Genomic DNA, 12,411 nt, shown 5'->3' on the forward strand with positions numbered 1-12,411 from the left:
TTTCCATGCTCTAGGTTGTTTTCATCTGCTCCTTTTATCGAAATCCTGCGAGCCATAATTTTAAAGAGAAAAATTTATCTCCTGGAGGTGCCTAGAAGGAAACTTCGGAGGCTTGGCGAATTTGGACAGAGAACTGCCATTTTTGCGGGAGGTATATTATTTTGAAAAAGATAGCTGCAGAGGAAGCAAGGGCAATATGCAAGATAGAAGAACTAGGGTGTCTTCATACTGATGATCTTAAACCGCTGGGAACCATTATTGGTCAGGAACGCGCAGTTAAGGCGTTAGAATTTGGCCTGGATATCCAAGCGGAAGGCTTTAACATCTTTGTGGCCGGAGTACCAGGAACTGGTAGGACTACAGCGGTAAAGTCCTTCTTGGAAGAGGTGGCCTGTAAGAAGCCAGCGCCGCCAGATTGGTGTTACGTCTATAATTTCCGAGATTCCTACCGACCACGGGCCCTAAGGTTACCGGCAGGTATGGGGGCCCAACTAGCGAGGGATATGCAAAACCTTATTAAAACAGCCCGCCGGGAAATACCACGTGCCTTTGCTAGTGAAGAGTACGCTAAGAAGAGGGAAGAGATAACTGCGGCCTTTGACGCTAAGAAAAACGAGCTTCTCCGGGAGCTCCATGCTAAGGCGCAGGCGGCCGGGTTTGTTGTCCAGGCCACGCCCAACGGCATCTTTATTATTCCCCTTAGGAATGGTCAAATAATTAAAGATGAAGAATTCGCCGAGCTTCCACCAGAGGAACAAACAGACATATTACAGCGGCGAGCGGCTTTAGAGCAGGAAGTGGCCAGAACTTTCCGGGAGTTACACAAGTTTGAGCACGAAGCTGCCGAGGCTTTACGTCGTCTGGAAAGCGAAATAGCTGCTTTCGCAGTAGGACATCTATTTGCTCACCTCTTAGAAAAATATAGTGCATTTCCCGATGTGAAGGCTCATTTAGAGGCCGTCCAACAAGATATGGTGAATAATATCGGACTTTTTCGTAATGAACCACGGGAAAGCGAAAGTATGGTACCTCCCTGGATGCGGGAGACCCCGTTTCGGAAATATGAGGTAAATGTAATAGTAGATAATAGCGGACTAACGGGTGCACCTGTAGTTGTAGAACTTAACCCTACTTATGGTGACCTCTTTGGGCGAATCGAAAAAGAAGCTCATTTTGGCACCTTGGTAACTGATTTCACCATGGTCCGTGGCGGATCGCTTCACCGTGCTAATGGGGGATATATTGTTATCCATGTAGAGGATTTACTCCGCAATCTATTCGTTTGGGATGCCCTTAAACGTGCCCTGCGCGATAAGGAGATAACCATCGAGGAACCTGCTGAGAGGCTGGGCCTGGTGGCAGGCAAAAGCCTTCGCCCAGAGCCCATTCCTTTAGATGTAAAGGTTATCCTGCTAGGGGAGCCCCTACATTACTATATTCTATACTGGTTTGACCGGGATTTCCGAGAACTCTTTAAAGTTAAAGCTGAGTTCGATACTCGTATGGACCGTAACGCTGAAAACATAAGTAAATACGCGGCCTTCTTCTGCACCCTATGTGGCAAGGAAAATCTATTACACCTTGATGCTTCAGCAGTGGCTAAGCTAGTGGAATATGGTTCCCGGTTAGCCGAAGATCAGAAAAAACTTTCTACTCGATTTGCAGAGATAGCAGATATTGTGAGGGAAGCCTGTCATTATGCTCGACGAGAGGGAGCCCTTTATACTACCGCTGTGCACGTTAAAAAGGCTATAGATGCTAGTTTTTACCGTTCCAATCTTATCCAGGAACGGATTCAAGAAATGTTTGCCCGCGGGACCTTATTACTAGATGTCACTGGAGCCAAGGTGGGTCAGGTCAACGGGCTTTCTGTGGTGAGTCTGGGAGACCTCACCTTCGGTAAGCCATCGCGCATTACGGCTACTGTTGCAGCTGGCAAAGATGGTGTTATTGATATAGAGCGAGAAGCACGTCTTGGGGGTCGTATCCATACTAAAGGAGTGCTCATCTTAAGCGGCTATCTAGCGGGAAAGTATGCCCGGGACATTCCCCTTAGCCTTTCAGCACGGTTAGTTTTTGAGCAGAGTTACGAAGGTGTTGAGGGAGATAGCGCATCCTGTGCTGAACTATTCGCTTTACTGTCCGCACTAACCGGGATACCCTTGAAACAAAACTTAGCTGTCACTGGCTCTATCAACCAGAAAGGAGAGGTACAACCCGTAGGGGGTATAAACGAAAAGATTGAAGGATTTTTTGATGTTTGCCGTATTAAAGGCTTAACAGGGGATCAGGGTGTGGTTATCCCCGCGGCTAACGCTGAAAACCTAATGCTTAGGGAAGACGTAGTAGAGGCTATAAGAGATGAAATGTTTAACGTTTACCTTATTAATACTGTAGATGAGGGTATCGAACTCCTAACAGGCTTACCAGCGGGTCAGCTCGGGCCTGATGGAAAATTTCCTGAAGGTTCCTTTAATGCTCGGGTGGTCGCTAGCCTTACTGAGCTTAACTTGCGAGTAAAGGAAAGTGGAAAAGAGGGGAATGGCGAGAAATAAAGTAAAAATCCAAGAAAGAGAGAAGGGGAAAAGGATCAGTAATCCCCCATGAGTATGGCTATAGATTAAAACAATTTAAGCCGGTTTTGACTCGAACCCATAGGGATGCTAGAATAGCCACCAATGGAAAAAATAGAGGCGCTGAATTCCCTTAAATCTTAGGGAAGCGGGGGACCCGTATTTTGGGGTGAATCCCGGGAAATTTGGTTCCCGGGTAGGGCCGCCCCTGGGCCCGAACCCGTCAGCTAACCCCGTAAGCGCAAGGTAGGGGATTGCTCGAGGAAACATGGAGGATCTCCATGATTTTTTATTGGCTTTTTTAAGCAATAAGATTTAAGTAGATACTAAGACTTAAAAGGAGGAAATAAAGTTTTGGCTTATGGGTGCGATGGAAGAAACTAAACTAGAGTTAAGGCGAGATGTATCTGTGTGGGGCTCCTTTATGTGGGGTTATGCTGATGTGGGAGCGGATATATATGCAGCCCTAGGGTTAGTGATGCTTTGGGCTAAAGGCGCAAGTGTTCTGGCTTTTGCCCTGGCAGGGTTAGTATATATAATGATCGGCCTGGCCTATACTGAGCTTGCCGCTACTTACCCGGTAGCTGGGGGAGGGCAGTATTTTACCCTGCGGGGGCTAGGGGATTTCTGGGGTTTTGTAGCCGGTTCAGCCTTGCTTTTGGATTATACTATCGATATAGCCCTTTTTTCTGCCGCCTCGGCCGGGTATATTAATTTCTTTGTTCCTTACCTTTTTAACGTGGATGTTAAAGACTTAACGGTAAGCTTAGGTCCCTTCCACCAGGTAAACTTAGTTTGGATGGCAGAATCCCTTCTTTTGGTAGCCTTCCTTATCTGGCTTAACATTCGAGGCATCCGGGAATCTTCCCTGCTTAATGAGATCTTAGGAGCTATCGATATCCTTACAGAATCTAGCATCATCGTATTTGGCTTCCTTTTTGCCTGGAAGCCAGAGCTCTTGGCTTACCAGTGGCACACCCAGTTTCCTACCCTTAAGGAATTTATGTATGGCTCTTCCCTAGCCATAATTTCCTTTGTAGGGCTAGAATCTATTTCCCAGGCTGCCCAGGAGACCAAGAGGCCAGCCACCATAGTTCCCCGGACCTCGGTGACCCTGATTTTCACTGTATTTATTTTTGCCACTGCCTTTTCTACCATGAGCCTAGGGGTTTTGCCTTGGCAGGAACTGGCGGAAGCTATAGGTGACCCTGTGGCGCGCCTGGCCCATGCTATTCCCTTTATCGGTGTCATCGCCGGGCCCTTTGCTGCCTTGCTCGGTGCTACCATCCTTTTAATTTCTGCCAATTCAGGGGTGATGAGCGCTTCCCGCCTCACCTACTCTATGAGCCAGTTCCATTTTATCCCGGAATGGTTTAATGCTGTGCACCCGCGCTTCCGCACTCCTTACCGGACCATACTGGTCTTTTCCCTCATTGGCGTCGTGCAGTTAATCCTTTCCTTTCTTACCCCTAATGCCATGGATACTTTAGGCAATATGTATGCCTTTGGGGCCACCACAGGGTATATTCTAGTGTTTATAGCCCTGATTAAGCTTCGCTTCTCAGATCCTTATTCACCCCGGCCCTATAAAGTGCCCTTTAACATTAAGGTGAGGTATCATAACCGGATAGTAGAGTTTCCTATTTTGGGAGTATTGGGGATGCTGGGGGTAAGTCTTATCTTGTTTGAAGTTATCCTTACCCATGCCATAGGAAGGATAGCTGGCCCAGCTTGGGTTGTTTTAAGCTTTTTGTTTTATGCCTGGTACCGCCGGAAGCATGGCCTCCCTATATTAGGTAGTATACCGCGTGATTGGGAGGCTGAGCAGATGAGGGTTTTGGAGAGCGCCGAAGAATATGAACTCCTGGAACGATATAAGCTAGCCCTCCGGGAACGGAGGAAAAAGGAGGTAGCCCAGGCGTGAACGCCCGCCCCCTTACGTGGCGTGATTATTATCAAGTGATCGCTACTCTGGCCTACCTAGGTATAGGGATAACTATACTTTTACGTGCTCATACCCTTATGCCTACTTTTCCCTGGATAGTGGGGGGAACTTTTCTGGCCTTTAGCCTTTACCGTTTGTACTTTATCTGGCGATATTTCCGTTCTTGGAAAATGTTGAGGAGGGATGAACGGTGACCCCCGTGTCCATCCATCCTTTAGGCGCATTACTAGCTTTGATTTTTGTGGTTAGCATGAGCTCCCTCCTTTGGTGGATGCTCCATTTACCTCCTGTGGTACCTTATGAGGTAGCTCGTATAACAAGCGAAGTGCAGGCTATACGCCGCATACTAGTACCCGTGGTAGATACTGATTATTCCCGGCGGGCTATTGAGCTGGCCACCCGCTTAGGAGCAGAACAGAAAGCGGAAATAGTGCTCCTTTATGTTTTAGAAGTACCTTTTACCCTCCCCCTGGGTGCTGCCCTTCCCGGGGCGGAAGAAAAGGCGCACCATATACTGAAGCAGGCTCAAGAGATAGTAGCTTTCCACCATTTGCCTTATCGTTCGCGTATCATGCGGGCCCGCACAGCAGGTAGCGGGATCCTAGAGGCTGTAAAAGAGGAAGAAGCCGATATGGTAGTGATGGGGGTCCGGCCACCGCGGGGGGAACACATTCCTTTAACCCGCACGCCCGAATGGCTTCTTAAATATGCCAACTGCGAGGTTGTGATCGATAAATTACCTGCTTAAGGAGGAGAAAAGGATAGGTATGCGCGTTCTTATAGTAGGTTGTAGCCGTTTAGGGAGCCGTTTAGCCAGGATTTTGGCGAACTCTGGTCATCAAGTAACTGTGATCGATTCTAAAGCGGAGGCGTTAGAAAGATTGGGTCCAGATTTCCCGGGGGAGATGGTTAAAGGCGTAGGTATAGATCTGGGCGTGCTAGAAGAAGCTAATATTTCCCAAGCGGATGTGGTTATCGCTACCACCGATAAGGACAGCACCAACCTGGTAGTGGCGGAGATAGCCCATGAGAAGTACAAGATACCTCGGGTGGTGGCCCGCCTTTATGATCCGGAAGCTGCGGAAGTTTATCGAAAAAAAGGGTTAGCTATCTTCTGCCCTACTACCGCAGGAGTAGAGTATATCTTGAGCTTAATAGGAGATCAATCCCAAGGAGGCAAGGCTTAAGATGTACATGATTGTCGCAGGCGGAGGGAAAGTAGGCTATAATTTAACCCTTACCTTGCTTAAGAACGGGCACGAAGTTACCCTTATAGAGAAAGATTCCCAGCGCTGCCGCTGGCTAGAGGATCATCTGGGAGATATAGTGGTACATGGCGATGCTACTGAGGTAGGTACTTTAGAGGCAGCCGGGGCTAAGCGAGCTAGTATACTGGCTGCGGTCACCGGTTCGGATGAGGATAACATCCTTATCTGCCGCTTGGCCCAGGACATTTTTGGGATACGGCGAGTCATAGGCCGCGTTAATTATCCCCAAAATGAGGACACCTTCCGCCTTTTAGGGATAAATAACCTGGTTAACAGTACTCGTCTGATATATCACCTTATGTTGCAAGAAGTAAATATATGCGGGCTAGTACCTTTGCTCACCTTAAAAGGCGGCGAATTTGAGTTCGTGGATGTAAGGCTCGCTCCAGGAGCTCCTGCTGCCCATGTAGCTATCAAGAATCTTATTCTGCCCGAACGCTCCTTACTTTTAGCAGTTTTGAGGGAGGATGAGCTCATTTTTCCCAGGGGTGATGTGGTTTTGCAGCCCGGTGACCACATTATAGCCATTACGGTGACTAGCGAAGCCGAGGCCTTACGGCGGGCTTTGGTGGGCGAGGTTGAAGAGTAAAATATACTACGGCAGGTAACGCCTGGCACCCAGGTAGCCCTGGGCAAAGAGGGGCTCCGAGAGATAGCTTATGACTACGCCCTGGCGGGAGCGGGAGTTGATAAACTTATCATCGCCAAGGTATATGCCTACGTGGGTAGGAACTGAACCCGAGCCTTCGGTGTTGAAAAAGACCAAATCTCCAGGGCGAAGCTCTGCCCTTTCTACCTTCAGGCCCACCTCAAATTGCTGGTCGGCATCCCGGGGAAGCTTAATGCCGTTTATAAAGTAGGAGATGTAGGTTAACCCCGAACAGTCGATACCATAAACACTTACGCCGCCCCAGAGGTAAGGTGCACCCAGCAATTTTTCTGCTGTTTTCACCACGTCAAGGCCGCTCCGCTGATCTGTAGGTCTTCCTTGAGGCCAGATCTCCACATCCTGTCTCAATAGCCAAGCTGTTTTACGGCCAGGAATCCAGACTTCTACCCAGCCCGGCTTCTGGCTTACTAGGGGGAGATCTGTACCCAGCACAGCTTCCCCCATCACGGGTGCCGTGGTCGTCGACTCCTGATAAAGCTTGGTTAAGGGGACAGCGACAACCGCTAGTTGTTTTCCTCCTGGGGGTATATCTTCTATCACTTCGCCGGCTTTAAGCCACCCGATATACCCATCCGGTACCTGGCCTTTGAGCCACTGGCTGTTTCCTTTAGATAATACCTTAACTTCATCGCCCAGGAGGGCCTGGGTAACTAGTTCTGCCTCGGTGTTAGCTTCAGCGCGAACGTCGGCCACCGCGATCCCCACATAATAGCCTTTGGCTTGGGGAACAGGCCGTTCCTTCCTTGGGTTTTCCAAAAGTAAAGGCGGCAGCCTTAGCGCTTTATTATACCCTAAAAAGTAACCTCCCGCTAAGGCGACCGCCACAAGTAAGATGAATAAACTTAAAGGACGGCGTGCCAATATTGTTTATCACCTCATTATTAGAATACCCAAACGGAGCGGTCGGCTTCCTCTCTAACCCATTTTGCTCCTTTATAGCCTTTTGGTAGGTGGCTCGCTTACCCCTAAGTGTTCTTCTAGGTTTTTTGAGGGCAGGTGGGGCTTAGTGGAAGATGCTTTTAAGCGTCACCTTTGCCTTGGGCTTAAGCGTTACACTTTGGGCAGGCAGGCCAGGCCTTGCTCAAGCATCTCTTGAGTGTATTCTACGTCCTGGAGCTTGCCAGCAAAATAGTCTTCGTAGGCGCTTAAGTCAAAATGGCCATGCCCGCTTAGGCCGAAGAGGATAGTTTTAGTTTCCCCAGTTTCCTTACATTTCATCGCTTCATCTATGGCAGCCTTGACAGCGTGGGCGCTTTCTGGGGCAGGAAGGATCCCTTCCTGCTGGGCGAAGAGGACAGCGGCAGCGAAGACCTCATTTTGATGATAAGCTTGGGCTTTAATTAACCCATCGGCATAAAGGCGGCTTACCAGGGGCGCTGCCCCGTGGTAGCGCAAGCCTCCAGCATGGATACCAGGCGGGACGAAGGAATGGCCTAGGGTATACATCTCAAGCAGTGGGGTCAACCCCACGGTATCGCCGTAATCATAGGCTAGCTTACCTTTGGTCAAGGTGGGGCAGGCGGCGGGCTCGACAGCTATAACTTTTACTTTTTTGCCTGCAAACACATCCATAAGGAAGGGGAAGGAGAGTCCGGCGAAGTTGCTGCCCCCGCCGTGGCAGCCGATCACTACATCAGGATAGAGGCCTTCTTGCTTAAACTGCTCCTTGGCCTCCAGGCCTATGATGGTCTGGTGGAGAAGGACGTGGTTTAATACGCTCCCTAAGGAATAATTGGTATCTCTATGAGTGGCAGCATCCTCTACAGCTTCGCTTATGGCTATACCCAAGCTCCCCAAGCAGTCTGGGTCCTGGGCTAAGATTTTGCGGCCAGCCTCTGTACGGTTGCTGGGGCTGGGTATGACCTCGGCACCATACACTTGCATAAAAGAGCGCCGGTAGGGCTTTTGCTGGTAACTTATCTTTACCATATAAACTGTGCAATCTAGGCCGAAGAAACGACAGGCTATACTTAAAGCTGTACCCCACTGCCCAGCTCCGGTCTCGGTGGTCAGGCGCTTTATGCCCGCCTGGCGGTTGTAAAAGGCTTGGGCTAGGGAAGTGTTCAATTTATGGCTTCCAGCAGGGCTTGTACCCTCATACTTGTAAAATATTTTGGCCGGTGTCTCCAAAAACTGCTCCAGCCGCCGGGCCCGACGCAAGGGTGTAGGCCGCCAGAGGGCGTATAGATTTAGGACTTCTTCGGGGATGTCTATCCACCTCTGGGTGCTCATCTCTTGCTCGATAAGGGTTTCCGGGAAAATGACGGCTAGTTCTTCGGGTTTAATAGGCTTTCCTGTAGCGGGGTTTAAAGGCGGCGCAGGTCTTTTAGGGAGGTCCGCCTGGATGTTGTACCACTTGCGGGGTATTAAGTTTTGGCTCATCTCCTCTAGGCTCTCCTCTCTCTTAAGAAGTTGACCGATAATTTCATTTTACTTTAGCTTTTAAGCCATGTCTATTATTTTTATGGTAAAATTAAAGGGCTGGCAAATCACTAAAGGTAAGCGTTAGCGGCCGAATTTCTAAAAATGAGTAGAAAGGTGGGGAGAAAGTAGTTGGAATAACGAAGAAAAGGATTATAATAGCGGTAGGGTTGCTGCTCGTTCTAGGCTTTATTCTATCCGCAAAGCTTGTCTGGCCGGCTACCCGGTTGCTTTACGAGATAAAACGAGCCGAGCACGTGGATATTGTAATATATGGTGGAGGATTGGCGGCCTGCGCTGCCGCTTGGAAAGCCGCCTCATTTGCCTCTGATAAGCGTGTAGCGCTGGTGGTGCCCTATATAGCGCGGCAGTACGGCGGTTTAGCTACAGTAGGGGGGCAGAATTTCTGGGATGTGCGTTATTGGTCCCGGGATGGCCGGCTACCTCAGGGTGGAAGCTTTGCTCATTGGTTTTATCATACAGGGCCCTTTTACAGCCCTGCCGAGCTGGCGAAGCTTATAGCTAAAGAATTAGAGAAGCTACCTAATCTTGTAACCCTTTGGGGCCTAGACATCACGGCCGTATATGCCGATGCTAAAGGGGAACGGCTTAGGGCTTTAGCCCTCCGCTCCCTGGAACGGGGCCCGGAAGGGTATGTGCACTGGAAGGGCAAGGAGAAGTTACTTAAGGCCAAGCAATTTATCGATGCTTCTGAAGATGGCCGTTTGAGTTTCTTAAGCGGTAGCGGTGTGACCGTAGGCCGTGCTGATTGGCCTGCCGTTTTACTGCCAGAGGTAGAGGACCCTCTAGGTACTTCCGCTTCTAGGTGGAAGGAAGAGGCGGCAGGTTACTTGCTACCAGAAAAGCTGGGATTTCCCCGAAACTGGATAGAACTTTTTACTAAAGACGCAGTAGGGAGGGTTTTTAGGGAAAGGATTTTACAGTTAGGGGGGTATCAGGAGCTTTCTCCTAGTATTTCTCCAGGTAAGACTAACAGGGTAGCTCGCCAGCAAGCTGCTACCTTAATGTTTAAGGTAAAGGGTGTGCGGCCTGGGCTTTATAAAGATATGGTTTTTATCCGGAGCCCGCAGGGTGTGTGGGGTGCTTATGGAGGCCTACGTACCTACAGGGAGAATCCAGTAGTCACCCACTTCAACAAAACCTATGGCCCTCAGGGTTTTGCCCTTAAGCCCTTAAATGCTGCCCAGGACGGCCGGGATAGCCCTGAATGGTGGGTTAACAGTTTACTTATCTTTAATGTGGACGGTCGGGCCCACTTCCGGGACCGAGGAAGCAGCCGTTATCCCCTAGACAAGCTACCCGGTACCCTGGAAACCGATGAGGCCTGGGTGGCAGCAAGGCAACTTCTCCTTAAGCCCGACTTTATACACGCCTTACGGCAGTTTCCGGGATTTGAAGAAGCGGATCTGGTGAAAGATTCTACTGGGCAGCCGGTTACAGGCGATATCCTTTACCTCCGGGAGACTGTGCACCAGCTCCGGCGAGGAGGGGGGGTAGGCAAGGAGGCTGGGGATGGCGATTATGCAGTTACTGCCCTAGAAGTTTACTTGGCTGGGCGGGGACCGGGAGAGGGAGCAGATGCTGATAATTATGTAAACCGTATAGGTTTAGGGTTTTATTGGCTGGACATAAATGGCTACCGTTTTGAGGACTTGCAAGGGGAGGATGGGGCTTTCCGCTGGCCCGTAATTTCTTACTTACGCCCCGATTTTGGGCAGAGCTTGCCCGGTTCAACGGCGCGGCCGGAAAATCCAGTGTACCTACCCTTTGAAGCTATCTTGAGCCCTCGTTTTAGTAACCTCCTGGTACCGGGGGTAGCTGCAAGCATTTCTTCCCTGGCCTGGGCTGAGCTAAGGGTTCTGCCCAACCAGGCTGTGCTGGGTGATGCGGCCGGGGTCGCGGCAGCTTATGCTGTAGAGCAGGGTATAGATCCTGCTACTTGGGGACCTGGGGAGATAGACGAGATACGGAGAATCTTAGTGGAAAAATATGGGGCGCGGGTAGACAAGGAGTTTCTTTAGGCTAAGGCAGGTAAAGGATGCTAAAGACCCCTAACAGCAGAAAAGGCAGGTGAAAATATCTTAAAGCATGGCTGAGATAAAACCCTTCCGGGGGTGGCGGTATTCTCCTGGGGTTGGTCCCCTGGACCGTTTAGTAACCCCACCTTATGATGTTATTGATGCGGCTGCCCAAGAAGAGTATTATCGCCGTCACCCTTATAACATTATCCGCTTAGAATACGGCAAGGTTTACCCCGAGGATACAGAAGAAAATAACCGTTATACCCGGGCTGCTGCCTATTTTAAGGCCTGGCGGGAAGATAAAGTGCTGGTACCCGAGGACCAGCCTGCTTTATATCTTTATGAGCAGGAGTTTACCATTAAGGGATCTAGGCTTACACGTACCGGGCTTATTTGCCGGGTTAAACTGGAGCCCTATAAGAAAGGGATAATATTGCCCCATGAAGAGACCCTCCCCCGGCATAAGGCGGATCGCTTAGCTTTGCTTAGGGCCTGCGAGGCCAATTTTAGCCCTATCTTTGGGCTTTATATGGATCCGGAAAGGCAAGTGGAGGAAGTTTTGCGCAGAGCCTTAACTTATGATGGGGGCATCCGAAGGCCAGATGTAGAGTTTACAGATGAAGACGGCCAGGTTCACCGCCTGTGGGTGATTATGGATCCTTGGGTTTTAAATCAGGTCGAAGAGCTCCTGGCTCCTAAGCGTATTTTCATAGCTGATGGTCATCACCGTTATGAAACAGCCCTGGCCTATCAAAGGGAGAGGAGGGAACAGGAAGGCTTCTCCACAGGCGAGCGTCCTTATGATTATGTATTGATGACCTTAGTTAATCTTTACGATCCTGGGCTCGTGATCTTACCTACCCATCGCCTGGTCCGCAACCTAGAAAATTTGGATGAAGACAGTTTACTGGAAGGAATTAAAGAACATTTTACCATAGAGCCTTTCTCCTTAGCTCCCGACTACAGCAATTTTAGCGAGTTCCTAAAGAAAATGGAGGAGAAGGGGGGGCTCCTACCCGAAGGGGTCGCCGAAGAAAAGCTTTTTAAGTCCCCATGCTTTATGCCCCATGGCCATGCCTTCGGTCTTTACTGTGGTGAGGGCCGTCTCTATCTTCTTACGCTGCGGGAGGAAGGAGACCTTTCTTCTCTCATGCCCCCAGGACCTTCGCTAGCTTGGAAGGGATTAGATGTATCGGTTCTCCACTGCCTTATTTTGGAAAAACTTTTAGGTATCGGTGGGGTGGAACGAGCCGAGGAGAAACATTTAGCCTATACCCGTGAAGAAGAAGGGGCCTTGCGGGCTGTGGATAGCGGAGAGTACCAGTTGGCTTTCTTCTTAAATCCCACGCGGGTAGAGGAAGTCAAACTTGTGGCCGAAGCTGGCGAGAAGATGCCTCAAAAGTCCACCTATTTTTACCCTAAGCTCATTACTGGGCTGGTGATTAATAGCCTGGAGGAATAAAGAAGGGAAAAACCTCCTTTTGCCGAATAG

The 12,411-nt window shown here is 49.7% G+C and carries 10 protein-coding genes and 1 riboswitch; of the genes, 8 read left to right on the plus strand and 2 right to left on the minus strand.

Annotated elements, in window-relative coordinates; genetic code table 11:
• Window positions 1-161: 161 nt before the first annotated feature.
• From B9A14_RS01205 to B9A14_RS01230, 6 genes are all read left to right on the plus strand, one after another.
• Complete coding sequence (locus B9A14_RS01205; RefSeq protein ID WP_231967871.1) at window positions 162-2,555, plus strand: Lon protease family protein; 2,394 nt, start codon at window positions 162-164, stop codon at window positions 2,553-2,555.
• Between the two features lie 129 nt (window positions 2,556-2,684).
• A riboswitch (cyclic di-AMP (ydaO/yuaA leader) is annotated at window positions 2,685-2,830 on the plus strand.
• A gap of 113 nt (window positions 2,831-2,943) precedes the next feature.
• Window positions 2,944-4,497 (plus strand): APC family permease, encoded by a 1,554-nt coding sequence (locus B9A14_RS01210; protein ID WP_157109727.1) that lies wholly within the window; start codon window positions 2,944-2,946, stop codon window positions 4,495-4,497.
• On the plus strand, window positions 4,494-4,712 hold the full coding sequence (locus B9A14_RS01215) for a hypothetical protein (RefSeq protein ID WP_084663243.1): 219 nt from the start codon (window positions 4,494-4,496) through the stop codon (window positions 4,710-4,712). The genes B9A14_RS01210 and B9A14_RS01215 overlap by 4 nt, the downstream gene beginning before the upstream one ends.
• Complete coding sequence (locus B9A14_RS01220; protein ID WP_084663245.1) at window positions 4,709-5,266, plus strand: universal stress protein; 558 nt, start codon at window positions 4,709-4,711, stop codon at window positions 5,264-5,266. Before B9A14_RS01215 ends, B9A14_RS01220 begins: the two co-directional genes overlap by 4 nt.
• 19 nt (window positions 5,267-5,285) lie before the next feature.
• The gene (locus B9A14_RS01225) at window positions 5,286-5,705 is read left to right on the plus strand and encodes a potassium channel family protein (RefSeq protein WP_084663247.1); all 420 of its coding nucleotides are present in this window, start codon (window positions 5,286-5,288) and stop codon (window positions 5,703-5,705) included.
• Window position 5,706: 1 nt separating this feature from the next.
• On the plus strand, window positions 5,707-6,375 hold the full coding sequence (locus B9A14_RS01230) for a potassium channel family protein (protein WP_084663249.1): 669 nt from the start codon (window positions 5,707-5,709) through the stop codon (window positions 6,373-6,375).
• A gap of 6 nt (window positions 6,376-6,381) precedes the next feature.
• On the opposite strand, the gene B9A14_RS01235 is transcribed toward B9A14_RS01230, so the two are convergent.
• A complete protein-coding gene (locus B9A14_RS01235) occupies window positions 6,382-7,317 on the minus strand; it encodes a C40 family peptidase (RefSeq protein ID WP_084663251.1) in 936 nt (311 codons plus the stop codon).
• Window positions 7,318-7,506: 189 nt separating this feature from the next.
• Complete coding sequence (locus B9A14_RS01240; protein WP_084663253.1) at window positions 7,507-8,838, minus strand: TrpB-like pyridoxal phosphate-dependent enzyme; 1,332 nt, start codon at window positions 8,836-8,838, stop codon at window positions 7,507-7,509.
• A gap of 209 nt (window positions 8,839-9,047) precedes the next feature.
• On the opposite strand from B9A14_RS01240, the gene B9A14_RS17325 reads away from it, so the two are divergent.
• On the plus strand, window positions 9,048-10,919 hold the full coding sequence (locus B9A14_RS17325) for an FAD-dependent oxidoreductase (RefSeq protein ID WP_084663255.1): 1,872 nt from the start codon (window positions 9,048-9,050) through the stop codon (window positions 10,917-10,919).
• A 67-nt stretch (window positions 10,920-10,986) separates the two neighbouring features.
• On the plus strand, window positions 10,987-12,381 hold the full coding sequence (locus B9A14_RS01250) for a DUF1015 domain-containing protein (protein ID WP_084663257.1): 1,395 nt from the start codon (window positions 10,987-10,989) through the stop codon (window positions 12,379-12,381).
• Window positions 12,382-12,411: the final 30 nt, after the last annotated feature.

The sequence above is a fragment of the Thermanaeromonas toyohensis ToBE genome, from assembly GCF_900176005.1.
Taxonomy (GTDB): Bacteria; Bacillota; DSM-521; order Neomoorellales; family Neomoorellaceae; genus Thermanaeromonas; species Thermanaeromonas toyohensis.